Source organism: Shewanella sp. MF05960, from assembly GCF_050849305.1.
Lineage (GTDB): Bacteria > Pseudomonadota > Gammaproteobacteria > Enterobacterales > Shewanellaceae > Shewanella.
On sequence record NZ_JBOZPS010000022.1, the window covers coordinates 37,530 to 59,926 of the forward strand.

A 22,397-nucleotide genomic window follows, 5' to 3' on the forward strand; every position below is an offset into this window, starting at 1 on the left:
TGGGTTAAATCTGGTCTGCTTTGAGTGCGTAATAGCACACTTTATTTCTGCCACTGCGTTTAGCTTGATACAGTGCTTTATCTGCTTGTTCAAGTAATAACATTGGATGCTCATCACTGTCGATGATATCGGCACTAACACCAATACTGACGGTTAATGGGATATGTTGACCGTTATGAGTAATGTCTTGTTCACTGATTGCTTGGCGAATTTGCTCGGCAACTAATAGGGCTCCTTCGCTATCAGTGCTAGGTAGAATGATAGCAAACTCTTCACCGCCAAAACGTGATACGAGATCGGTTGGCCGTTTTAAAAATTCAGTCAGTGTGTGGGCTATCATTTTGATTGAGTAGTCACCGGTAAGGTGACCATATTGATCGTTAATATTTTTAAATTTATCGATATCAATCATTAATAATGCCATCGGGGTTTGTTGTCTACGGCTAATACGGCCTTCTGCGATTAAGCGGCGATCAAATGCACTACGATTTTTTACACCGGTGAGACTGTCGATGGTGTTTTGCTCAGTCAGTTTTTGATTCACTTCATGCAGTTCACGCAAGGTAACCTCTAATTCTAGAGTGCGTTCTTGAACCATCTGTTCAAGTTTTTCACTGTTCTCCGCTTCCGCCTGCAATGCTTCTTCACGGACTTCTCTGATCCGTTGTGCTTGTTCGAGTGTTTGTTGCTGAATTTTAAACTTAGCTTTGCGTTCATCGCTGTAACGTAATGCGAGTACCGCAGCCATAGTGAAGACCTCAAACATCAGGCCTATCATGGTGGGTATTTGCGGCGCGATATCCAGTTTGATCATACCAATATATAACAGTCCAGTAAGAATGCAGCCTATTAATAAAGCCAGACGGCCTAAAGCATATAAAGTGGCATTACGTTGGCCTACAAAAGCTTGAATGAGTGAGAATGTGACGAGAATGGTGCTCACAGTTAATACAACAAACACCATAATATAAAGTGCCGAGCTGTAATTAATAAAGGGCATTATTACCGCTAAAGAAAACGAGATAACAGCCATGACCCGGCAAATCCGCAGCATCTTTAAGTTGTGATATTTGAGCTGTAATGCTTTTTCAGTAAACATTAATGAGAATCCCAACGTTAGCGGGATGATAATGGTAAATATGTACTGCTGCATAATGGGCCATTGCGGCCATAAATAGCGAAATGACACGCCGTATATACTTGCTGTGAGTATGGTGAGTCCAACAACATAACCGCAGTAGTAGCTATAACTGTATGAGTTAGAGGCTATTGCAATAAACAAACTAAATAAGCTAATGGCGATTAGCAGGCCTATTTGCAGGCCAATATATAAATTTTTGGTTTCTGTTAATTGAGTTAAGTCGTTCGACGACCATAAAACAAGCGGCAAGCTAATGCTGCCAAGGCTGTCAATTTTGATATAAAACTTGTGAGTATCACCGGGCTGTAATTCGATAGGATATAAAAAAATATTACTCAAAAGGGGTCGCTGTTTAAACGGTAATGAGTCACCCATTTGTTGTGCACTAACAAGCTCACCGTTAATAAAGTGGTATATGACCACGCTGTCAAGGAGTGGGTTATCTAGCGCTATTATTCGTGAGAGGTAATCGTCTGGGTTGTATATGCTGAATGTGACCCAATAATTTTCTACGCCAATACGCTGCGGCTGATCCTCTTCAAATTTCTTCCATGTACTTTCAGGTTGCTCTAACAGCTTGGTCAATTGACTGATATTTTTACTTTTATTGATGTAAATCCAATCTTGTAAATCAATTTTAGTAATAGAATCTGAGGTTAGCCGGAGTGGAACAGTTTGTAAGGTATTGGCCCAACTGAGTTGGCTTACAAGGAGCAAGCAGAGCCCTAAAAACAGACTGAAACAGTATGTTAGTTTTGATGGTAAACCCGCAAGGTTAAGAATGTTCATCATTCCTCAATCCTATGCTGAGTAATAGGTAACCCAAAAAAATCACAGCTGTTTTGAAAACAATATTGCGCCAGTTCAGTTTCAGATTGCTGGCGGAGTTGTGCCATAACTTGAACGATATAGGGTAAATATTGCGGTAAGTTTTTGCTAGATTTGGGCTTAGGGCGCATGCTGCGAGGTAATAAATATGGACTATCAGTTTCAGCCATAATGCGGTTATTAGGGATAAGCGGCACTAACTGTGCGAGCTCTTGTCCACGGCGCTCATCACATATCCACCCCGTTATACCAATGTATAAATCGGCGGCTAAACAAGCTTCTAGTTCATCTTGAGTGCCTGTAAAACAATGAAGTAAGCCTTTAGGTAAGGCGCTTCTATATTCATTTACAATGGCAATAAAGTCTTGATGAGCATCGCGGCAGTGCATTAATACCGGCATATTAAGCTCGCAGGCCAAAGCTAACTGCGCGGAAAATGCTTGTCTTTGGGCCTGTCTCGGCGAAAAGTCACGGTTATAGTCAAGGCCGCATTCACCTATGGCAACAACACTCGGCTGTAAGGCCAATTGTTTCAGTTTATCGCAGCTTTGTGCGTTCCAGCTCGATGCTTGATGAGGGTGGACACCCGCAGTGCTAAACAGTTGCAGTGGGTATTGTTGACTAACCGCGCAGGCTTCAGCACTTTCATCTAAATCGCTACCAATAACAATTAACGGCGAAACATGGTGTTTCGCCGCATCATTAATGATCGAGTCAATGTCGTGTTTTAACCTTTCGCTGAGCAGGTTAACCGCGATGTCGATATATTGAGTCATAGGAAGTGAATAGCCTGGGCTATTTTAGTCGTTTAACTCGGGTCGTGGCATTTCGATCATCACTGCCCATTAAAAATGAGTTTAACGCACCCTTTTCAATAAATAATTTAGCACCCTTTTTAACTTTAAAGCGTTCAGCGCTTGTTTGTTTCCAAATCTGCCCGTTATCAAAGGTAATTATTAACTTGTTAAAAGGTCCTTTATTTACTTCAGAAGCAATAAAATAAAGGCGATCAACTTCATCTTCAATAACTCTTTTATGTAAACCAAAATCTTCTACTCTAAGTTCTGGTTCCACTTTGGTTGTTGTAATGGGTGACGCTGGAGTTGTTTGAGTTACAACAGGTGCTTGGACTATTTCTGTTGCTTCAACCGCTGTTGGCGTTATTTGGCGTTGGGTGATTGGTTTTACATTGGCCGCGAGTTGGTCATAACAACTTAAGCGTTCAGCATTATTGGATTTGACAGCACAAACCGACAGTTGATCGACGAGTTGAGTATTGGCTTGTGCATTAACTGACATCAATAAGATACCAGTGGCAATTAAACATAAACGCATTGTTTCTTCCTTATTATTTGTCTAGCAAAAAAATGGCCAATTAAGGCCATTTTTATTTAGCTATCAGCGTGCTCGTTCTCTGGCACGTCATCTTCTTCTTTTTTACTGTAAAAACGTGCAGCAATCAAGCCACCTTCAAACAATAACAGCATTGGTATCGCTAGCATAGTCTGAGAAATAATATCGGGTGGTGTTAACAACATACCAATCACAAACGCACCTACCACAATATAAGGACGTTTTTGACGCAGTTCATCTGGTGTCGTGACGCCAGCCCAACATAATAGAACTACGGCCACTGGAATTTCAAAGGCTAAACCAAAGGCAAAAAATAACTTCAGAATAAAGCTTAAGTAACTGCTGATATCCGTTGCGACTTGCACACCTTCAGGAGCAACACTGGTGAAGAAACCAAATACAACCGGAAACACAATGTAATAAGCAAATGCGATACCCAAATAAAATAGCAAGGTGCTACTCGTCAGTAGTGGAATCACTAAACGCTTTTCATGCTTATATAATCCCGGTGCTACAAATGACCAAATTTGATAAAGCACATAAGGAATCGCAATAAAAAATGCGAGTACTAATGTCAGTTTAAAAGGCGCAAAAAACGGTGCCGCTACGTCTGTTGCAATCATGCTGCCCGTTTCAGGCAGTGAGCGCATTAACGGTAGTGCGATATAGTGATAAATATCATTTGCCCAATACACAATCGTAATGAATACGAGTAACACACTGCCAATGGCTTTGAGCAATTTGTTGCGTAATTCAAGCAAATGGCTGATAAGCGGTTGCTGTTGTGACATGAATTATCCGTTTGATTTAGGAAGTGAACTGTTTTCGGATGTTTTTTCGGCTGCTTTTTCCGTTGTTGTATTCGATGCCGCTGGTGTTTCGGTGGTCGATGCAACAGGTGAAACATCTTCGACCTTGTAAGGTCTATTGACTGATTCTGCAGCTTGTTTTAACTGTTCTATCGACTCTTTTAATTCAGGCGATAAATTGGCTAAGCCTTTGCTCTCTGCTTTTTTTAAGTCAGAGTGTAGTTGCTCAATTTTTAGTTCTTGTTCGAGTTCATCTTTAACAGAGTTAGCCATACGCTTTAGGGCGCGGATCCAACCTGTCACTGAACGTACCGCAACCGGTAGTCTTTCGGGGCCGAGTACCACAAGCCCCAAAACACCAATCAGCAGCAGCTCCATAAAGCCGATACCGTCAAACATAATAAATTACGCCTGTTTATCTTTAGATTCAGGTTGCTTTTCAGCGGCCTGTTGCGAAGTCGCTGCTGTCTGGTCTGTTTCGAGATCTTTGTCTTCTATCGATTTCTTTTCGTCTTCTGGAGACATGGCATTTTTAAAGCCTTTAACTGCTCCACCTAAATCACCGCCCAATGAGCGTAATTTTTTAGTACCAAATAATAAAATGACAATTAACGCAACGATTAGAAGCTGCCAAATACTGATGCCGCCCATGAAGATTATCCTCTTTAAATAAAAAATGGTTTTTGTAAAACGTTATCTTAGGAGTACACAATACCATCCAATTCTTTAAGTATTATGACTGTCTAATAAATTAGTGCTAGCTAAAATTTACGATTCTTTGGCCTAGATCGCCATCCAACTGCCCAAATCAATACACCAACACCAATGCAGGTGTATGCAGGCCATAGTGTAGCGTTTTGAGATAATAAAATTGTGCCACAGATCAACAATATTGCAGATGTGATCAGCAGGTAATTACTCTTGTGGGATTTTTGTTGATAGCGCAGATACTTATCTAACATCTGTTGCTGGGTGCCGAGTAGTTTTCGTCCCAGTTTTAAGTTGTCGTAAATCAGCTCTGGGAACTCAGGTAATTTGTCTGCCCAAAATGGTGCATTAGACTTTACTTTGTTGAACATGGCTTTAGGGCCAACTTGTTCAGACATCCAATTTTCAAGAAACGGTTTGGCTGTTTGCCATAAGTCGAGTTGCGGGTATAACTGACGACCTAACCCTTCAATGTAAAGAAGGGTTTTTTCCAGTAATACCAGTTGTGGTTGCACTACAATGTCAAAATGGCGTGCGGTGCGAAACAGTTCCAGCAATACATGGCCAAACGAAATTTCGTCTAATGGCTTATTAAACATCGGCTCACACACTACTTTTACGGCCTGTTCAAAGGCAATGATATCGGTGTGTTCAGATACCCAGCCAGACTCAATATACAGCTGTGCGATGCGATGATAGTCACGATTGAAAAAGGCTAAAAAATTCTCCGCAAGATAGCGTTTATCGACTTCCGTTAGCGTGCCCATAATTCCGCAGTCTAAGCCGATATAAAATGGGTCGTCAGGGTGTTCACGGCTGATAAAAATGTTACCAGGGTGCATGTCGGCATGGAAAAAGTTATCGCGAAACACTTGAGTGAAAAACAGCTCTACACCACGTTCTGCCAATAGTTTAAAATTAGTGCCTTGAGCTCGCAGCGCTTCGGTGTCGGATACTGGAATACCGTAAATCCGCTCCATGACCATTAAGCGCTCGTAGCTGTGTTCTTCGTAAACAAAAGGCACATAAAGCGCATTTGAATCGATAAAGTTATTACGCAGTTTTATCGCATTAAGTGCTTCAAGTTTAAGGTTGAGCTCGCCTAAAATGGTGGTTTGGTAATCTTCAATAACTTCAGCAGGGCGAAGGCGATTGCCTTCACCGAGTATTGCCTCAAGCAGATTGGCGGTTTGAGTCATCAATTGCAAATCCGCTAAGATTTGCTGCTCCACATTAGGGCGCAGTACCTTGAGTACCACGTCTTTACCGTTGGATTTTAAAATGGCAGTGTGCACTTGCGAGATAGACGCTGATGCTAACGGGGTATCATCAAAATCATCAAAATAGGTGTCGATAGGTGCGCCAAGTTCGGCTTCTATTGCCTCTCGAGCCAAGGCCGAATCAAACGGCGGCACCCTGTCTTGTAGCATGGCGAGTTGATAAGCCCATTCATCGTCGAGTAAATCTCGACGAGTCGATAGCATTTGCCCCAGCTTGATATAAACCGGACCTAACTCTTGCATGGCTAATTTTAAACGTTCGGCAGGGGACTTGGTTTTGTGTTTGTTACGCACCCAAAATAAGCCGTTACGTAAAATGGAAAAATACCAAGGCTTTTTGTGTCGAGGAATGAGGTCATCTAAGCCATAATGCAATATGGTTTTAATGACATGGTAACCACGCCTGATACTTGCAAATGTCATTGAATTATTTGCTCTCTTAATTTGGCTATTTTAGCTTCGATACGTTCAGTTTGGCTCACCAGCTCTTCGAGATTATCACGAAAATGTAGCATCTCAATTTTATGCGGTGCTAGGCGATACTCTTCTGTTGTCAATTGGCTGATATGCGAGCGAGTTTTGTGCATGACTTGCTTCATCTCTTGACCGAATTGCTTTATGCCAGTGACTAACTTATGAGTTGGAGCATCACCAATATAGCGTGACAAAGGTTCAGCAAAATCGAAATGAATATTGTGTAAGTAGTGGCTAAGGGTTTGCAAAAGCTGGATATCACCGTCGAGACTGAGCTTATCTTGTTTAATCAACTCAGTTAAATTGGCCCCTTCGGTTAATTGGTAAAGAGTTGATGCATCGGCATTAACGGTCACCGCGACATCACCTTCGTAATAACTCATGACCTGAATTTGCTTGGCAAAGATGAGGTAAATAGGCCAGCTTAACTGGCTTAACTGAATACAAATCACCTTGCCATGCAATGATTTCTGACGGGCATAATCATCTTTAGCGTTTGGCGGTAATCGATTAAAACCGGTTTCGATAGCCGCGCACACTAACAAAGCAAACTGATTGGGTACCATTAGAACTTATAACCTTTGTGCAATGCCACAACACCATCGGTCATGTTGGTGTAGTCAACTTGTTCAAATCCAGCATCAACCATCATCTGTTTAAGGGTTTCTTGATCAGGATGCATGCGAATTGACTCTGCTAGGTATTCATAACTGTCGGCATCTTTGGTGATTAATGCGCCCATTTTAGGTAACACCTTAAAGCTATACATGTCGTAAACTTTACGCATTAATTCATGCTTAGGCGTTGAAAATTCAAGCACTAACAGTTTGCCACCTGGCTTTAACACTCGGTGCATTGAACGCAAAGCAGCGTCTTTATCGGTGACATTACGCAAACCAAAGGCAATGGTAATAATGTCGAAGTGGTTATCTGGAAACGGCAATGCTTCAGCATTGGCTTGCACATAACTGACGTTATTCACTATGCCTTTATCGCGCAGTTTAGTACGGCCCACTTTAAGCATCGAATCGTTAATATCAGCCAGTACCACCTGGCCGCGATCGCCGACTAGATTCGAAAATTTAGCGGTTAAATCACCAGTACCACCAGCGAGATCTAATACCTTCATTCCTGGGCGCGCTGCTGCCGTTTCAATCGTGTGACGCTTCCAAAAGCGGTGAATACCAAAAGACATCACGTCATTCATAATGTCGTATTTAGCCGCGACAGAGTGAAACACATCCGCGACTAAATCAGCCTTTTTATCCGCTTCGACGGTTTTATATCCAAAATGAGTGTTCTTTGGTTCGCCCTCAGACATCGGTATATTCCTATAATGTGCGATTATTCATTGCGAGTGTAAGTAATAGCGAGTGTAAGTCATTGCGAATGATTGCTGAAACACTGTAGTGCTAGAGTGTGACAACAATCAATTAGTTGTCATGCATACACGTTCAGTGGTTCACATCATCTTAACACGCCGCAATGCTCTCGCGTCGATTAACCCTGATTAACGTCGCTATCAAAGGCTAAAAAATTGCCCTGCATTAGAGCATAAAATTAGCCTTTAATGAATAGCTTCAGGGGATTCTAATTCAAGCGCGCTAGTCGCCCTTGAATATAAGCGTAAATTAACTCACTAAGGCCTTGGCCAACATCTCGATAACCCGCGATTTGCCCCGAGTGATGGCATGCTGGTGCAGCTTCAGCAAAATGCACATAACTGCATGGGCAATGTTTGGCGATATAGTGGACATAATGGCAGGCATCGAGTAGCGGAATACCGGCAAATGTGGCGGCGCTGCTTGGCATATTGGCAATCGCGTCAACATCGATTTCTAATGCTACCGGTAATTGGGTTTGATTTAACCCTTTGGCAATGTGTTTTAACGCTGTTTCGAGTGGCAGCTCACGGCGTACCCAAATTTGTTGAAAACTATGCCATGTGGCCCCAAAAAGGCTTAATTGCTCAAGTGTTGCTTCGGTGTTTTTCAGTTCATGCAATCCTAAAATATGATAGTGGTCTAGCGCGCCGCTTGCGGCAGCATAACTAAACCCGTTACCGCTATGGCGTCCTTCTCGCGGTCTGAAATCACTGTGAGGGTCTAGATTTACCGCTGCAACCGGTAAGCCGTTATAGGCTTTGGTGGCCATTAATAAACCATATGCATTGTTGTGACCGCCGCCAATCACTATGGGTTCTAATCCGGCTTGCAATATATGGGTTGTTGCTTCGATGACTAATTGGTCTAGCTCTGCCGTTGCTTGGCGAAGCTCATCAATACTGGCTGTTGATTCTGGTGACGAGGCGAGGCTAATCTGCCCGAGGATGACGCATTCATTTCCGTCTAAAAACCGATTAGATTGCAAATTAACAAATTGGCTGACACTCGCATTAAAGGCATCGTTGGCGCCACCTCGGCCTAGATTAGCCCGAGGACCAACATCTTCGGCTATTGCAAGAATGGCAAAGCGGGCGCCGTGCGACGCAGCATATTGTGCATTTTGCTCAAGCGATAGATCCGCGTTAGCCAGTAACACTCGTTGGCCTAATTTAGTCTCATTGGCTCTGGTATTGAGCAATTCCTGACAATGTTGTTCAGTAAATGCAGTAAACATAATGTGCCTCACTGTAAAATAGTCCTGAAATCGGCATAAAAAAACCAGCATAGCTGGTTTTTTAAAGTAGTTGTCGACCAGCTAAAACAAAGTGTTTAGCAACGACTTGATAGCCGTTAGGTATTATTCAATATCTAAAGGTTCTGGAGATAAAATCACGCCAGTATTATCAGCATAGATATGGTCACCAGGTAAGAACGTCACACCGCCAAAGTTAACCGGAATTTCAACTTCACCTACACCGTTACCTTCTGCGCCAACAGGAATAGATGCAATGGCTTGAATACCAATATCTAGTTCTTCAAGTGCATCAACATCGCGCACAGAACCATAAATAATAATGCCTTCCCAGTTGTTTGCGACAGCAAGCTCAGCAATTCTACCGTCTAGAAGTGCACGTCTTAATGATCCACCGCCGTCAACTAACAGTACTTTGCCTTCGCCATCTTCTTCTAAAGCGTCAGCAATCAGGCCGTTATCTTCAAAACACTTAATGGTACTGATTGAGCCACCGAAAGAGCTGCAACCACCGTAGTTACTGAACATTGGTTCTACGACATCAACTACATCAATATACATGTCGCAAAGTTCTGAGGTGTTGTATTCCATATTTAACTCCTGTTAGGCAGCAAGGGGAATTGCTGGGTCAAGCAAAGATAAATGAATTATATGAGCTTTTTACGAAAATAAAAGCCTTATCAATCACGCGATTGTTGTAAATCAACATTTTGTGTAAATGCTTGAAATGAGCTGATTAACCTAAATACAGAACAAGGATCAATTTTGGAAGTAATTTTCTTTCAATTTGAACCAATTAGTCGATATATGTTGATTTAGGTCATCCTAATACGTTTTTTAATTACATTTCTGCTCAACATTTTGTTAGCATATTACGTAGATTATTAATGTTAGTTTAAATTTTTTGCTAGCTTTAGGGGCACGGATCCCCCGTTACGCTTACGGAAGGCAGAGAGCCTGAAATTGAGGTTCTTATGGAAAATATCGATTTGATTGAAGTCTTAGGGTATGCAGCATCAGTTATGGTTGCGATTTCTTTGATGATGAAAGACATCGTCTTTTTAAGATGTTTAAATTTTCTTGGTTGTTCTTTCTTTGTTGCTTACGGGTATTCAATCGAAGCGTGGCCAGTGGCGGGCATGAATGCCTTCGTTGCCTGTATTAACATTTATCACTTAGCTAAAATTTACCGTAATAAGCAGTTGCAAACTCAAACTGCCTAGATTGCTGTTTAGCGAAGTGAGTCGCACTCACTTAAGTCGCACTAACTAAGTCAGACTAAGTCGATAATAAAACCTCTCAAGCTTCTGTTTGAGAGGTTTTTTGTTTTAATCACCTCATTCAAAGCCATTGTTAATATGGATCACGATTTACCGTTCACTATTTCACTGTCATAAAACTTTAGGCTAACTGTCACTTCGCATTCATTGCGGCTCTTTATTATTTGACTTATTAACAAATAAATAACCTTGCTCGGGTTGAAGATGTCCCAGCGTTTGGCATGGAGTCAAGCATGAAGATAAGTATCAGTGAGTTAGATAAATATTGGTTTTATTGGATAGTGCAATTTAGTCGAGACAATCAATTAAGCCAGGCGGCTAAGCGGGTGTCGGCAACTGGCGATGGTCAGTACTATGTTTACTGTTCTGTCGCATTATTATTTTTTCATCCTCATGGTCAACCATTTTTCAATTTAGTGCTCGGCAGTTTTATTGTCGAATTTCCGCTGTATTTATTGCTAAAAAATAGCATTCGACGTCATCGTCCCTGTCATGCATTGGCCAATTTTGATTCATGTTTTGAACCGTCAGACAAATTCAGCTTACCGTCTGGGCACACTGCAGGAGCATTTCTGTTCGCTAGTGTGGTGAATGTGATTTTTCCATCGCTAGCTCCTATTGTCTTTGCTTGGGCGTGTTTTGTGGGGGCATCACGAATTGGCCTTGGCGTGCATTATCCGTTAGATATTATTGCTGGTGCAGGACTAGGAATGGGCTCGGTTATGCTGGTTGAGCAATTAATGTTGTAACTGAATATGGATATTAAGTGCTGTTTTACAGCACCTATTCACTCAACCACAGAGGATATTAAGGCGATATGAAAATTTTGTACGGGGTTCAAGGCACGGGGAATGGTCATATTAGTCGTGCGCGAGTGATGGCTAAAGCCCTTGGCCAACATAATATTGATGTCGATTTTTTATTTTCTGGTCGCCCATCTGAGCAGTACTTTGATATGCAATGTTTTGGCGATTACCAAACACGTAACGGCATGACATTCATGACTGAAAATGGTCGGGTTAATGTGTCTAAAACCGCCAAGCAAAATCTAGTGACTAATATTTTTTCTGAAATTAAACAATTAGAGTTAACGGGTTATGACCTGGTATTAAATGATTTTGAACCTATTACGGCTTGGGCTGCACGTCAGCAAAATGTGCCGTCGATTGCCATTAGTCATCAAGCTGCATTGCAATACGATGTACCGAAGCAAGGCACAAATTGGTTTAATGAACTGCTCCTAAACCGTTTTGCGCCAGTGGACATTTCACTTGGCTGTCATTGGCATCATTTTGGGTTTCCTATATTACCGCCTTTAGTTGAGGTGTCTGCGAGTTGTGGCGATCATAGCCACCAAATACTAGTGTATTTACCGTTTGAGGATCCCGACCTGATTGCCGAGTTTTTAGCACCGTTCGACCAGTATCAATTTTTTGTTTATCACAGCACTAAACCGCTAAAAGGTATTGGGGCGCATATTCATTGGCATGGTTTTAACCGAGAAGGGTTTAAGCAACATATGTCGCAATGTGGTGGTGTGATTGGTAATGCAGGCTTTGAATTAGCCAGTGAGGCGATGACGTTAGGTAAAAAGCTGCTGGTTAAACCATTGATGGGGCAATTTGAGCAACTCGCTAATGTCGCTGCACTGCAATTATTGGCCGCTGCCGAGAGTATGGACAGTTTAGATTCTGTAATATTAAAGCGCTGGCTTAAATCGTCGTCGCCTAAGCCCATTGCGTATCCGCAAGTGGGTAACGCGTTAGTTGATTGGTTAAAAAAGGGCGATTGGCATCAGCCTGAAATACTCTGCCAAGACTTATGGTCGCAAGTTGAATTGCCCGAAAACTGGCATAAAAAACAATAGACTCTTTTGACAGAGAGCAAAAATTATAAACAGAAAGCAAAAAAGTGCGAGTATTTGTACTTTTTATCTAGGCTGAATAAGGCGACTGCGTCATGTTGATTACGAGTGGCGGTTGTGTAGCACTTCTAATAGCTGATCTTCTAACTCGAAACGTGATTCCAGGGCTTGAGCCAATTTCGATAGATCGGTGTCTAACTGATACAAGATGTTTTCGTCGGCGGCTTCGGTGTATTTATCGTTAAAGTCCAAGGCTGTATCGGTACTGTCACTAATTAGCGGCAATAAACCTTTGGCTGTATCTGTGCTTGACTCGCCAAATTTCTCACAAGCTTTTACTACGTTGTTGTAAACCTCAAAGTGGCCTTCAGACACATAGTCGACTAATTGATCGCAAAAGTCTTTAACTTGTTCAAGGCTTGGTAGCGACTTTTCTGTCCGAGAATAGGGTGCGAGACCTGCAACAATAAAATACTGGATCAATAATTTTCTGCGGTGATTAAGCCACTGATCGATTAATTTGTTGGCGCCGCCCCAGCGTTTTTCTGCTTTTTCTAATTTTGTTAGCATGTGTTTTCTCTAATCAGCAACCTTTATATAACACCTAATGTATTGGACAAAGTGTATTGTGATCAACTGTTTTATTTATATTTTCAGGACCAACCAGCTAGAGGTGGTGAATATAGAGGGCGGGGGAGAATAGAGAATAAAAAACCCCGTGATGGCAAGCCATCACGGGGTAACGAAGTTTTCAAAGGCTCGATTTATCGGGCTTCTTGATTGTTCTTGCTAGCGCACACTTTTTATACCAAACGACTCACTGTGGCGCAACGTTTAATCCAATAATTTGCGATTTACGCGTCAGTATTGTGTATTTTGTGAGCAGGGAAGTGGATATGTTAAAAAAATAGTCATCAGATTTAGGAATAGCTCACATATCTCTTGCATGGGTGGTTACATTAATCGCGTAAGTGCTAAACTACCGCCCAGCAGAAATCATAACAGTCTAGGAAGAAAGCCCACATGGCAGAATTAAAGAATGATCGTTATTTACGTGCGTTGCTAAAGCAGCCAGTTGATGTCACTCCTGTATGGATGATGCGCCAAGCAGGCCGTTATTTACCAGAATACAAAGCCACTCGAGCGCAGGCAGGCGACTTTATGTCTTTGTGCCGCAATGCTGAATTGGCTTGTGAAGTAACGTTACAACCGTTACGTCGTTATGATTTAGATGCTGCGATTTTATTCTCAGATATTTTGACGGTACCCGATGCGATGGGTCTTGGATTGTATTTTGAAGAGGGCGAAGGTCCACGTTTTCAACGTCCAACAGATACGATAGATGCCATCAAAAAGCTTTGCATCCCAGATCCAGAAGACGAATTAGGTTACGTAATGCGTGCAGTGAGCACCATTCGTCGTGAACTTAATGGCGCTGTACCGTTAATTGGCTTTTCAGGTTCACCTTGGACATTAGCCACTTATATGGTTGAAGGCGGTTCAAGCAAAACGTTTGAAAAAATCAAACGTATGGCATATGCAGAACCTGCAGCACTTCACATGTTACTAGACAAGTTGGCCGACTCAGTTGTGTTATACCTTAACGCTCAGGTGGCTAACGGCGCACAATCGTTAATGATTTTCGACTCGTGGGGCGGTGCATTATCGCATCACGCTTACCGCGAATTCTCATTACGTTATATGCAAAAAATTGTTGATGGTTTAACCCGTTTTGCCGATGGCCGTAAAGTGCCAGTGACCTTGTTCACTAAAGGTGGCGGATTATGGTTAGAGTCTATGGCTGAAACCGGTTGTGATGCACTTGGTTTAGATTGGACTGTTGATATTGGTGATGCTCGTCGTCGTGTAGGTCATAAAGTGGCATTACAAGGCAACATGGACCCATCAATGTTGTATGCATCGCCTGAGCGTATTCATCAGGAAGTGGATCAAATTCTTGCAAGCTACGGTGAAGGTACCGGCCATGTATTTAACTTAGGCCATGGTATTCATCAACATGTTGACCCTGAACATGCTGGTGCATTTATCAATTCTGTGCATGAGTTATCGGGTAAATACCACAAGTAATTGAGTGGTATGAGCTAACAAAAGCGAACCTTCGGGTTCGCTTTTTTGTTTTATAATAGCCGTTTGTTGTATTGGTCTCTTTGTGCGATCTAACGAGTTGCATCCCACATTATTCACTTCTGTCTATTCGTTTTATGTTTGAACCTTTTCATTTATCTATTGGCTAATATCGACGCTGTATCTGCAATTAAAATGTGATTTTTAAAAGTTGAATTTTTGCTGTTTTTTTGAGTAATAAAGGCATATTGTTAATCATATAGGTGAGTGAAAAACACACAGGTTATAATGGGTTGGCTAATTATTGATCTGGATCAAGTGCAAGATGGTTTTAGCATTTAATTTGCAATAGTTGATTCAATTTTTGATGTTAGCGACTAAAGATTCAGTTATTGGTTTTTTTTCTAACCTTGAAGTGAATGGTTTAGTGAATGTTAAATCACAATCATAAACGGTGTAAATGGAGGTTTATATGAAATGTAACATAGGTAAAACCGATCGGATGATAAGGATATTTCTTGGAGCATGTATTATTGCAGTTGGCTTTTATAATCAGTCTTGGTGGGGAGTCGTCGGGATTATTCCATTGTTCACCGCAACGTTTGGCTGGTGCCCTGCTTATGTACCTTTTGGCATATCAACTTGCGAAACTAAGAAATAAACTTAAGACTTTAAATATTATTGTGGGGTATGCCGTCAAAGGATGACTTGTACCCTTCAAATTTAACCATTGATATGTAGGGTGTGCACAGCTAACTTTGTGCGTTGTATATATTGGTTGTTGAGGCTAGGTGTTAATTAGCTTGAATGTAGGAGTGTTGATGTGGGATCAAAGATATAACCAAGCAGGCTTTGTATATGGCGTTGAGCCTAATGATTTTTTAAAGTCTGAGTGTTCTCGTATTCCTAAAGGTGGTCGAGTACTGTGCTTAGCTGAAGGTGAAGGCCGAAATGCGGTGTTTTTAGCGAAGCAAGGCTACAAGGTTACCGCTGTCGATCAATCTGCAGTCGGCCTTAAAAAAGCACAAGCCCTTGCAGTAGAATGTGGTGTAGAGATAACAACCGTGGTTGCCGATTTAAGTCATTATGATTTAGGGCAAAATATTTGGGATGGTATCGTCTCAATCTCTGCACATGTTCCGCCTTCATTACGTAAAGATCTCCACCGCCAAGCGGTAAGTGCACTGAAAATTAACGGTGTGTTTATTTTAGAAGCCTTTACAGAGCGCCATATTTATATGACAGGCATAGGCGGACCGCCTCCGTCGAGCAAAGAGTTATTTATGTCTTTGGAAGCATTAGAATCCGAGCTTAACGGGCTCGAATTTTTGATTGGTATTGAAGTCGAAAGGCATATCTCTGAAGGTAAATATCATCAGGGAGACAGTGCTGTAGTGCAAATCGTGGGTTGCAAAGCGGCTTAATGTTTTTCGGAGTTGTGGCGATTTTCACTAATATTTTTTTATGGGTATGACCTACGGCCGCTAACGCCGTGGCGCTTCGCCCACACCAGACCAAGAGGAAACCAACGGCGGTTCCCTCTTGGATCTCCCAGCCGTCATATCAAAATTATCTCATGCAATTTAAGTAATAGATGCGATAATTTCGCGTCGTGGTTGAATCCATCTTTTAACCGTGTTTGTAGTCTGCTTCTGCCCATCTTCTAATAAAAAATGAAAATACTAACGATTCCGATGGTACATCCTGTAACGCGAAAGCTAGTCAGACAACCACGTCTGGACTCACGCTATAACCAATGTAGGAATATTTCTCCTAGCCCATCAGTAGAAACAAAGAAAGAAATGCTCACCAAAAAACATCATAGAGTCCCATGATGTTTTTTATTGGGTTTTCACTTGTAGAAAGCCATGATGCTAAATCGAAGAGAGTCGAATGACAGGTGCAGATGAGTCAGCGAGTATCCAAAACAGGGATGTTTTGGTTAAGCCCACATGGAGGTGCTTGCGGCGTCTCGCTGAATTATCTGCACGATAGCCTGCTGCAGGCAATTAGTTATCATGACGCTTAATGATAGATAAACCTTAGTCAGTACCAATTTTAGATATGAAGAAATCGTTATTCATTTGCGATTCAAAAATGAGATTAACTTTGTGTCACCAGCTCTATCTTAAACTCACTTCCCACCCCTGGTTGGCTGTCGATTTCAATTTTGCACTTTAATAACCCCAATAATTGCCTGACGATGGCGAGTCCGACGCCGAGTTGTGGCAGGCTTTGATTAGGCTCAAAAGACAGCGTGGTCATCGACAATTGTTTGAGGGCGTCGACTTCATGTTTGTGCATGCCTGCGCCGGTATCACGCACGGTTAACCATTGCTGGTTATTGTGGAGTACATTGATGATTTGAATCTTGCCGCCGGCGGGAGTGTAGCGCAGCGCGTTGTCGACTAAGTTATTGAGTATGCGGCGCATTAACGTGGGGTCGGTATAAATTTGGCTTGTATGGTTGATGTCAAAATCCAGCTGAACCCCGAGTTTTTTAGCCCGTGGAGTAAAAGTTTGTTCAATCTCGCTAAGCAATTCACTTAAGTTGACTTGTTGTAATTGGGCGTCGATTTGACCATTTTCTAATGCGGCTAATTCTAATAGCTGTGCCAATAACTGTTGTAAGGTTTGGCCAGAGTTGGCCGCATATTGGATCAATGCCTCGTCGCGCTCATTTTCAGGCAAAATAAGCCAGGTGTCGATATAGCCTAACAGTGCAGTAAGCGGGGTTTTTAAGTCATGCGACAGGTGCAATAAAAAGTCATGTTTAGCTTGTTGTTGGCGTTTAACTTGCTGTTGTTGCAGTTGGATTTCTTGCAGTAAATGATTGATATGATGACTTAGCTGGCTTATTTCTAAACTGCCGCGATAACGCTGCGGTAGCATCAGATTGTCTGACATAGGGTTATCTTTTAGCTCGGTTAAATCCTGGGCTAACTTTTGGACCGGACGAGTAAAATAGCGCAATAAAATCACAAAGAGCACTAAGGCAAAAATGATCCAAAATCCGATAGTGGCGCCCCATATTTTTGGTTGGTTTTCGGCATTAATCAGTGCTTGCCAGCTGTCGTAATCTTCGCCACCAATAATCACGTACAAATAGCCGCTGTGAAGTCCATCTACGTTAATTAATTTACTCACCGAAAATATCTTTTGGGTGTCTTCACTGCGCGGATCTGTGCCAAGCACAGGCAGGTTTTCGCCGGCTAAAAATTGCTGAATGATATTAGTATCAACACGGTGGGTTTTAATTTTTTCGTCTTTGGCATCATAAGCAATCACTTGGCCATTTGGATCTAGAGTGTAAATTTCAAAACTTGGGCCTAACAGCATAAAGTCATGAAAGGCTTCTTTAAGCGCTGCATCAGAGGTGATGCCTTGCGACAGCAAAGGATTGATGTGGGCCATGTGTTCAGCCAATTCGCGATGCAGTGATTGTTGTATTTGGTTGCGGCTAAACTCATGGTTGAGTTGCAACCATTGCCATAAGGCGACAAATAACAATAATGCAATGAGTGTAGCGGTTAGAAATAGTCGGTTAAATAGGCGATTCATTAGTGGGTTTGCACCTCTGGTGGTGAAAATTTATAGCCTACGCCCCATACGGTTTTCACTAAGTCATGTTCGGGTGAACACTGCGACAATTTATTGCGTAATCGATTGATATGACTATTAACAGTGTGCTCGTAACCGTCATAGTTGTAACCCCACACGGCTTCGAGTAATTGCATTCGGCTGAAAACTTGTAGCGGATGTTTGGCTAAAAACAGCAGTAAATCAAACTCGCGGGCGGTGAGGGTGAGCGCTTTGTTAAATGCGGTGACTTCGCGGGTGCTGGAGTTAATGGTAACGCTATTAAATTCAATTTGTTGGGTTTGCTCTTGATGGGCTTTACCGCGTCTTAGTAAGGCTTTTACACGGGCGCGCAGTTCTAATACGCTAAAAGGCTTCACCAGATAATCATCGGCTCCGGCCTCAAGGCCTAATACGACATCTGCTTCTGAGTCTTTGGCGGTTAACAGCATCAGCGGCACTTCCTTACCTGCTTGGCGTAATTGCTCACACAACATTATGCCATCACCATCGGGGAGCATGCGGTCCATTAATATGAGGTCGAGCTTTTTATGCTCGATAATGTGCATGGCTTGCTTCAAGGTAGTGGCGTGATCGACGCTGTAGTTGAGTGCTTTGAGGTTAAGTATGATTAATTTAGCCAGGTCTTGTTCGTCTTCAACGAGCAAAATATGTTGCGGACAAACATGGCCGTTATGTTTAGCGGTTCCATTCATGGTGACTTCCTCAAAGCAAATCCAGTAGTTGCATTAATACTTAGACCTGCTTTAAGGAGAATAAATTTCAACCTGGTTAACATTTATTCAGTCGACACGAGCGATTAAGCTTATTCAGTCCGCATAATAGTGACGGCTAACACGGGGTTATCAAAACGATGTGATGCATCCAGTACCGAATCGGCTAAACCGTCGTACATTGAAATAACACCTGGATGAATATGGACAAAGTCGACATCATCACGCGCAGCATTAAAGCCTTCGCCGCCATCAGCGGGTCCTGGCATAGTGCCTTTGGCTTCGCTGTTGGCTTCAGTGCCTGCATCATAAGCCATAAACTTCATCGCGGTTGTTGCATCGATTTGCATACCGGCAATGGCATAACTGTTAATGCCAGTAAAGGCATCGTTAGTGTTAACCAGCATGGTCGCTAAGCTAATACTCGCCACATCGGCTTCATCTAAGGTCAAGGTTAGGGTTTCTGACATACCAGGCATTAATAAGCCTGTGCCGTTAACGCTGCTATTGATCACGCCTAGCGCGGCTATATCGGCAGTATCACCACCTTCAGCCATTTTCTCTATCGCTTCGCTGGCCATTTCACCGGCGTTCCATAACATCGCATCGCTAGCATGAGCGGCTAAAATTACCGGCGACATGGGTTGATTAGCGGTTAAGTTAGTCACTGTCACCGTGAAGGTTTGCATCACAGGGGCTGGCGGAGTCTCGTCAACGGTATCGTTGTCGTCATTACCACACGCGGTTAATAGGGTGGCTGTTGCCAGCATGGCGAGTAAACTGGGCTTTAATGTAAAGTCAGTGAGTTTCATGGGCTACCTCCTTATTTTACTGTCACCACAACTTTGGCTACAGGGTTCAACCAGCGATGTACGCGGCTGTCTAGGTCACTCATGCCACCAGCAGGGTCCATGTCACCTAAAACGCCTGGATGGGTATGTACATTACTGTTTTCAGAATTGTCCATTACACCCGTACCATTGGCTCCGCCGTCACCACCAGGAGCTGCAGGGATGCCCGGTACGCCTGACATGCCGCCACCATTAATGATTTCATCATTGGCTTCGGTGCCAGCATCATAAGCATTTACGTACATAGTATAAGTGCCCGCTTCTGTTGGTATTTCCCAACCATCTAGCCCAACAAAAGCATCGTTAGTAGGTAACACCATCGCAACAATCGATAAATGGGTATTATCGCCAGTATCCAGCATCACTTCGCTCACGCTTGCACCGGCGGCCAGTAATCCCATTGCTGGGTTGGCTGATGTGACTCCCGCATTACCGGTAACGGCAGCATCTAAATCGGCAATGTCACCACCTTCAGCCATTTTCTGCAATGCTGCAGAGGCTTCGGTACCTACTTGAAACAGATGACTGTCAGCGTCGTGAGCCGCGATCAAAAGAGGGGTGAAGTGATTTCCGTGAGTTAAATTGGTCACGCTAACTTCAATATCCGCTGCCAAAGTTGGAAGACTAAATAATCCAGCAGCCATAAGACTTGCAGTCACTAATGTACGTTTCATAACCGAGCTCCTTTTGTTTAATTGCATCCAGTATGCGGCAGGAGTTTCACCAGGTTATTGCCAAATTATCACAAAAGTTTAACATCGTAGCTGGCTATATTGGCGTGTGCTAAAGTGTGCTGAAACAGACAAGAATATAAGATTATGATTAGAGAACTGACCCACGCTGACTTTGATGCAGTGATAGCCCTAGGCGAAATTGTTCACGGCAGTGGTTATATGGACATAGCTGAACTCACGGCGATTTATCACAAAGGCATTAAACACAGTATTAACGCCAATTTTGTCGCAATTGAAAACGATCAGCTAATTGGTTTTCGGTTAACGTATGCCGCAGGGCAGTGGCCGCAAGATCAGTGGTGCACGGTAGATAAGTGGGGCGTTGCATTTGAGGATGTGTGTTATTTCAAATCGAACACTATTGCAGAATCGGCCCGTGGCCAAGGTCTTGGCGGACAGTTATTAGCAGCGTCTAAAACGGCAGTGATTGCCCAAGGTGCTAAAGCGGGAGTGAGTCATTTGTGGCAACAAAGCCCCAATAATGCAGCAGTGCGCTATTTTACGAAAGCGGGCGGGCAGTTAATTGCCGAACATCCTCAGCGCTGGCATCAACGTTATATGGGCGAAGAGTATATGTGCGTTATTTGCGATCACGACTGCCACTGTGTCGCCTGTGAAATGCTGTTAATTTTTTAGTCGGGTTTACTCATTTTAATATAATAAGAAGAAGCGCAATATGTACGATCCATTGGTTAACTCTTATCCTAACAACCAACCTTTTGCGCCCAGCTATTGGGCGACGACCCAAGCATTAGGCGACCCCACTGCTGCATTATCTGGCCGCCAACAAACCGATGTGGCTATTATTGGCGGCGGTTACACTGGCTTGCTAACAGCATATTACTTAGCAACCGAATTCAATATAGATTGTCATGTGTTAGAGGCTAACCAAATTGGCTTTGGTGCGAGTGCTCGTAATGCTGGGTTTGTGTTAAAAGGCTCAGGCCGGTTAGGGTATGCCGCCATGACTCAGCGTTGGGGTTTAGCCACCACCAAAGGCATTTATGATGAGTTTACCCAAGCTGTCGCGCGCGTCGATGGCTTAATTAAACAACACAATATTGCCTGTGAGCCGCAAGAAGCCGGTTATTTAAAAGTGGCCCATAATCCCAAAGCACTGGTCACATTACAAAATGCGGCTCAGTATATCCAACAACACCTAACAGATAGCCAAGATAGCGGCGCTGAGTTTATCACTAGCCACGATTTTAGAACCCAGTATTTAGACCATCATCAAGCCTATGGCGCTTTACGCTTAAAGGACGGTTTTGGTCTTAATCCGCTTAAATTATTACTCGGTTATAAGGACATGGTACAAGCCCAAAGCGTGACTATTTCTGAGCAATCTTGCGTATTAGATTGGATTGAAGAGGGCGGTAAGCATCGTTTAATCACCGCCAACGGAGAGTTGATTGCTAATAAGGTGATTATGGCGGGCAATGCCTACACACCAAAGCGCTTTAATCAGCGAATAGATGACAAGTTTTTACCGATATTAAGCAATGTGATTGTTACCGAGCCGCTCACCCCTCAAGAGCTGACACAGGCTGGTTTGCATACGCATCAAGTCACCATGGACACGCGTATTTTAAAATACTATTACCGCTTACTGCCAGACAACCGCTTACTGTTTGGTGGCCGTGGTGCGGTGTGGGGCAAAGATGCGGCAAACCCTGTATATGGTGAGCGCTTAAAAATGGCACTTAATAAATGTTTTCCGAGTTTATCAAGCAAAGCGATAGCCTATAACTGGACCGGCTGGATTGCCGCAGCGATGGACGATATGCCTCATGTGTATAGTAAAGGTGGTGTAGGGTACAGCTTAGGATATTGCGGTGCGGGCGTGTCGTTTAGCAGTCAAGCAGCGTATCGATTAGCACAAAGTATTGTCGGTGAAACGTTGCCTAATCTACCTTTATATCAGCAAGCGTTGCCGAAATTCCCCTTTACCCAAGCAAGACGCCTTGGGCAATGGGGTTATTATCATTATGGTTGGTTAAAGGACCGCTTTGGTTAATCTGCCATTTCTAGGTTAATAGA

Annotated in this window: 24 protein-coding genes; 8 read left to right on the forward strand and 16 right to left on the reverse strand. The window is 42.9% G+C overall.

All coding sequences use genetic code 11. The annotated features are described in order from the left end of the window. Positions 1 to 4: 4 nt before the first annotated feature. The 11 genes from ACROAE_RS18000 to rraA all read right to left on the reverse strand — a co-directional run bounded on the left by ACROAE_RS18000 (position 5) and on the right by rraA (position 9,821). The gene (locus ACROAE_RS18000; RefSeq protein WP_432404723.1) at positions 5 to 1,930 is read right to left on the reverse strand and encodes a sensor domain-containing diguanylate cyclase; all 1,926 of its coding nucleotides are present in this window, start codon (positions 1,928 to 1,930) and stop codon (positions 5 to 7) included. Then, on the reverse strand, positions 1,930 to 2,745 hold the full coding sequence (locus ACROAE_RS18005) for a TatD family hydrolase (RefSeq protein WP_432404597.1): 816 nt from the start codon (positions 2,743 to 2,745) through the stop codon (positions 1,930 to 1,932). Before ACROAE_RS18005 ends, ACROAE_RS18000 begins: the two co-directional genes overlap by 1 nt. A 19-nt stretch (positions 2,746 to 2,764) precedes the next feature. Further along, positions 2,765 to 3,304: a hypothetical protein gene (locus ACROAE_RS18010; RefSeq protein WP_432404600.1), complete on the reverse strand. Its 540-nt coding sequence runs from the start codon at positions 3,302 to 3,304 to the stop codon at positions 2,765 to 2,767. Between the two features lie 56 nt (positions 3,305 to 3,360). Next, positions 3,361 to 4,113: a twin-arginine translocase subunit TatC gene (gene tatC, locus ACROAE_RS18015; RefSeq protein WP_432404603.1), complete on the reverse strand. Its 753-nt coding sequence runs from the start codon at positions 4,111 to 4,113 to the stop codon at positions 3,361 to 3,363. Positions 4,114 to 4,116: 3 nt separating this feature from the next. After that, a complete protein-coding gene (gene tatB / locus ACROAE_RS18020) occupies positions 4,117 to 4,530 on the reverse strand; it encodes a Sec-independent protein translocase protein TatB (RefSeq protein ID WP_432404608.1) in 414 nt (137 codons plus the stop codon). Between the two features lie 6 nt (positions 4,531 to 4,536). Further along, a complete protein-coding gene (gene tatA / locus ACROAE_RS18025) occupies positions 4,537 to 4,782 on the reverse strand; it encodes a Sec-independent protein translocase subunit TatA (protein ID WP_432404611.1) in 246 nt (81 codons plus the stop codon). 110 nt (positions 4,783 to 4,892) lie between these two features. Next, positions 4,893 to 6,542, reverse strand: coding sequence for a ubiquinone biosynthesis regulatory protein kinase UbiB (gene ubiB, locus ACROAE_RS18030; protein ID WP_432404615.1), 1,650 nt, complete (start codon positions 6,540 to 6,542; stop codon positions 4,893 to 4,895). Next, complete coding sequence (locus ACROAE_RS18035) at positions 6,539 to 7,159, reverse strand: ubiquinone biosynthesis accessory factor UbiJ (protein WP_432404620.1); 621 nt, start codon at positions 7,157 to 7,159, stop codon at positions 6,539 to 6,541. The genes ubiB and ACROAE_RS18035 overlap by 4 nt, the downstream gene beginning before the upstream one ends. Beyond that, positions 7,159 to 7,914 (reverse strand): bifunctional demethylmenaquinone methyltransferase/2-methoxy-6-polyprenyl-1,4-benzoquinol methylase UbiE, encoded by a 756-nt coding sequence (gene ubiE / locus ACROAE_RS18040; RefSeq protein WP_432404623.1) that lies wholly within the window; start codon positions 7,912 to 7,914, stop codon positions 7,159 to 7,161. Before ubiE ends, ACROAE_RS18035 begins: the two co-directional genes overlap by 1 nt. 269 nt (positions 7,915 to 8,183) lie before the next feature. Then, a complete protein-coding gene (locus ACROAE_RS18045) occupies positions 8,184 to 9,212 on the reverse strand; it encodes a formimidoylglutamase (protein ID WP_432404626.1) in 1,029 nt (342 codons plus the stop codon). Positions 9,213 to 9,335: 123 nt separating this feature from the next. Next, complete coding sequence (gene rraA / locus ACROAE_RS18050; protein WP_188957327.1) at positions 9,336 to 9,821, reverse strand: ribonuclease E activity regulator RraA; 486 nt, start codon at positions 9,819 to 9,821, stop codon at positions 9,336 to 9,338. Positions 9,822 to 10,204: 383 nt separating this feature from the next. Between rraA and ACROAE_RS18055 the strand changes: the two genes are divergently transcribed. The 3 genes from ACROAE_RS18055 to ACROAE_RS18065 all read left to right on the forward strand — a co-directional run bounded on the left by ACROAE_RS18055 (position 10,205) and on the right by ACROAE_RS18065 (position 12,377). Beyond that, entirely contained in the window at positions 10,205 to 10,453 is a 249-nt protein-coding gene (locus ACROAE_RS18055) for a YgjV family protein (RefSeq protein ID WP_432404630.1), read from the forward strand. Between the two features lie 290 nt (positions 10,454 to 10,743). Further along, a complete protein-coding gene (locus ACROAE_RS18060) occupies positions 10,744 to 11,259 on the forward strand; it encodes a phosphatase PAP2 family protein (protein ID WP_432404633.1) in 516 nt (171 codons plus the stop codon). A gap of 68 nt (positions 11,260 to 11,327) precedes the next feature. Further along, positions 11,328 to 12,377, forward strand: coding sequence for an MJ1255/VC2487 family glycosyltransferase (locus tag ACROAE_RS18065; RefSeq protein WP_432404636.1), 1,050 nt, complete (start codon positions 11,328 to 11,330; stop codon positions 12,375 to 12,377). Between the two features lie 99 nt (positions 12,378 to 12,476). On the opposite strand, the gene rsd is transcribed toward ACROAE_RS18065, so the two are convergent. After that, a complete protein-coding gene (rsd, locus tag ACROAE_RS18070; RefSeq protein ID WP_432404639.1) occupies positions 12,477 to 12,944 on the reverse strand; it encodes a sigma D regulator in 468 nt (155 codons plus the stop codon). A 453-nt stretch (positions 12,945 to 13,397) separates the two neighbouring features. On the opposite strand from rsd, the gene hemE reads away from it, so the two are divergent. The 3 genes from hemE (at position 13,398) to ACROAE_RS18085 (ending at position 15,883) form a co-directional block, all read left to right on the forward strand. Beyond that, positions 13,398 to 14,462, forward strand: a complete 1,065-nt coding sequence (gene hemE, locus ACROAE_RS18075) for a uroporphyrinogen decarboxylase (protein ID WP_432404642.1) — start codon at positions 13,398 to 13,400, stop codon at positions 14,460 to 14,462. Positions 14,463 to 14,931: 469 nt separating this feature from the next. Further along, positions 14,932 to 15,120, forward strand: a complete 189-nt coding sequence (locus tag ACROAE_RS18080) for a YgaP family membrane protein (protein WP_432404645.1) — start codon at positions 14,932 to 14,934, stop codon at positions 15,118 to 15,120. 160 nt (positions 15,121 to 15,280) lie between these two features. Further along, positions 15,281 to 15,883 carry a class I SAM-dependent methyltransferase gene (locus ACROAE_RS18085; RefSeq protein WP_432404648.1) on the forward strand — a complete coding sequence of 201 codons (603 nt, stop codon included), beginning with the start codon at positions 15,281 to 15,283 and terminating at the stop codon, positions 15,881 to 15,883. A gap of 679 nt (positions 15,884 to 16,562) precedes the next feature. Here the strand turns inward: ACROAE_RS18085 and ACROAE_RS18090 are convergent. The 4 genes from ACROAE_RS18090 to ACROAE_RS18105 all read right to left on the reverse strand — a co-directional run bounded on the left by ACROAE_RS18090 (position 16,563) and on the right by ACROAE_RS18105 (position 20,297). Further along, positions 16,563 to 18,020: a sensor histidine kinase gene (locus ACROAE_RS18090; protein ID WP_432404652.1), complete on the reverse strand. Its 1,458-nt coding sequence runs from the start codon at positions 18,018 to 18,020 to the stop codon at positions 16,563 to 16,565. Further along, the gene (locus ACROAE_RS18095) at positions 18,020 to 18,754 is read right to left on the reverse strand and encodes a response regulator transcription factor (protein WP_432404655.1); all 735 of its coding nucleotides are present in this window, start codon (positions 18,752 to 18,754) and stop codon (positions 18,020 to 18,022) included. The genes ACROAE_RS18090 and ACROAE_RS18095 overlap by 1 nt, the downstream gene beginning before the upstream one ends. A 110-nt stretch (positions 18,755 to 18,864) precedes the next feature. After that, on the reverse strand, positions 18,865 to 19,584 hold the full coding sequence (locus tag ACROAE_RS18100) for a spondin domain-containing protein (RefSeq protein ID WP_432404659.1): 720 nt from the start codon (positions 19,582 to 19,584) through the stop codon (positions 18,865 to 18,867). 11 nt (positions 19,585 to 19,595) lie between these two features. Beyond that, on the reverse strand, positions 19,596 to 20,297 hold the full coding sequence (locus tag ACROAE_RS18105) for a spondin domain-containing protein (protein ID WP_432404662.1): 702 nt from the start codon (positions 20,295 to 20,297) through the stop codon (positions 19,596 to 19,598). 144 nt (positions 20,298 to 20,441) lie between these two features. Between ACROAE_RS18105 and ACROAE_RS18110 the strand changes: the two genes are divergently transcribed. Both ACROAE_RS18110 and ACROAE_RS18115 read left to right on the forward strand, forming a co-directional pair. Beyond that, on the forward strand, positions 20,442 to 20,993 hold the full coding sequence (locus ACROAE_RS18110) for a GNAT family N-acetyltransferase (protein ID WP_432404665.1): 552 nt from the start codon (positions 20,442 to 20,444) through the stop codon (positions 20,991 to 20,993). A 40-nt stretch (positions 20,994 to 21,033) separates the two neighbouring features. Next, on the forward strand, positions 21,034 to 22,374 hold the full coding sequence (locus ACROAE_RS18115; protein WP_432404668.1) for an NAD(P)/FAD-dependent oxidoreductase: 1,341 nt from the start codon (positions 21,034 to 21,036) through the stop codon (positions 22,372 to 22,374). Positions 22,375 to 22,397 lie beyond the last annotated feature (23 nt).

What these genes read in the sequence shown, in the direction of transcription:
- ACROAE_RS18000 (WP_432404723.1), bottom strand. Translation starts at nt 1,930, where the DNA reads ATGAACATTCTTAACCTTGCGGGTTTACCATCAAAACTAACATACTGT.
- ACROAE_RS18005 (WP_432404597.1), bottom strand. Translation starts at nt 2,745, where the DNA reads ATGACTCAATATATCGACATCGCGGTTAACCTGCTCAGCGAAAGGTTA.
- ACROAE_RS18010 (WP_432404600.1), bottom strand. Translation starts at nt 3,304, where the DNA reads ATGCGTTTATGTTTAATTGCCACTGGTATCTTATTGATGTCAGTTAAT.
- tatC (WP_432404603.1), bottom strand. Translation starts at nt 4,113, where the DNA reads ATGTCACAACAGCAACCGCTTATCAGCCATTTGCTTGAATTACGCAAC.
- tatB (WP_432404608.1), bottom strand. Translation starts at nt 4,530, where the DNA reads ATGTTTGACGGTATCGGCTTTATGGAGCTGCTGCTGATTGGTGTTTTG.
- tatA (WP_432404611.1), bottom strand. Translation starts at nt 4,782, where the DNA reads ATGGGCGGCATCAGTATTTGGCAGCTTCTAATCGTTGCGTTAATTGTC.
- ubiB (WP_432404615.1), bottom strand. Translation starts at nt 6,542, where the DNA reads ATGACATTTGCAAGTATCAGGCGTGGTTACCATGTCATTAAAACCATA.
- ACROAE_RS18035 (WP_432404620.1), bottom strand. Translation starts at nt 7,159, where the DNA reads ATGGTACCCAATCAGTTTGCTTTGTTAGTGTGCGCGGCTATCGAAACC.
- ubiE (WP_432404623.1), bottom strand. Translation starts at nt 7,914, where the DNA reads ATGTCTGAGGGCGAACCAAAGAACACTCATTTTGGATATAAAACCGTC.
- ACROAE_RS18045 (WP_432404626.1), bottom strand. Translation starts at nt 9,212, where the DNA reads ATGTTTACTGCATTTACTGAACAACATTGTCAGGAATTGCTCAATACC.
- rraA (WP_188957327.1), bottom strand. Translation starts at nt 9,821, where the DNA reads ATGGAATACAACACCTCAGAACTTTGCGACATGTATATTGATGTAGTT.
- ACROAE_RS18055 (WP_432404630.1), top strand. Translation starts at nt 10,205, where the DNA reads ATGGAAAATATCGATTTGATTGAAGTCTTAGGGTATGCAGCATCAGTT.
- ACROAE_RS18060 (WP_432404633.1), top strand. Translation starts at nt 10,744, where the DNA reads ATGAAGATAAGTATCAGTGAGTTAGATAAATATTGGTTTTATTGGATA.
- ACROAE_RS18065 (WP_432404636.1), top strand. Translation starts at nt 11,328, where the DNA reads ATGAAAATTTTGTACGGGGTTCAAGGCACGGGGAATGGTCATATTAGT.
- rsd (WP_432404639.1), bottom strand. Translation starts at nt 12,944, where the DNA reads ATGCTAACAAAATTAGAAAAAGCAGAAAAACGCTGGGGCGGCGCCAAC.
- hemE (WP_432404642.1), top strand. Translation starts at nt 13,398, where the DNA reads ATGGCAGAATTAAAGAATGATCGTTATTTACGTGCGTTGCTAAAGCAG.
- ACROAE_RS18080 (WP_432404645.1), top strand. Translation starts at nt 14,932, where the DNA reads ATGAAATGTAACATAGGTAAAACCGATCGGATGATAAGGATATTTCTT.
- ACROAE_RS18085 (WP_432404648.1), top strand. Translation starts at nt 15,281, where the DNA reads ATGTGGGATCAAAGATATAACCAAGCAGGCTTTGTATATGGCGTTGAG.
- ACROAE_RS18090 (WP_432404652.1), bottom strand. Translation starts at nt 18,020, where the DNA reads ATGAATCGCCTATTTAACCGACTATTTCTAACCGCTACACTCATTGCA.
- ACROAE_RS18095 (WP_432404655.1), bottom strand. Translation starts at nt 18,754, where the DNA reads ATGAATGGAACCGCTAAACATAACGGCCATGTTTGTCCGCAACATATT.
- ACROAE_RS18100 (WP_432404659.1), bottom strand. Translation starts at nt 19,584, where the DNA reads ATGAAACTCACTGACTTTACATTAAAGCCCAGTTTACTCGCCATGCTG.
- ACROAE_RS18105 (WP_432404662.1), bottom strand. Translation starts at nt 20,297, where the DNA reads ATGAAACGTACATTAGTGACTGCAAGTCTTATGGCTGCTGGATTATTT.
- ACROAE_RS18110 (WP_432404665.1), top strand. Translation starts at nt 20,442, where the DNA reads ATGATTAGAGAACTGACCCACGCTGACTTTGATGCAGTGATAGCCCTA.
- ACROAE_RS18115 (WP_432404668.1), top strand. Translation starts at nt 21,034, where the DNA reads ATGTACGATCCATTGGTTAACTCTTATCCTAACAACCAACCTTTTGCG.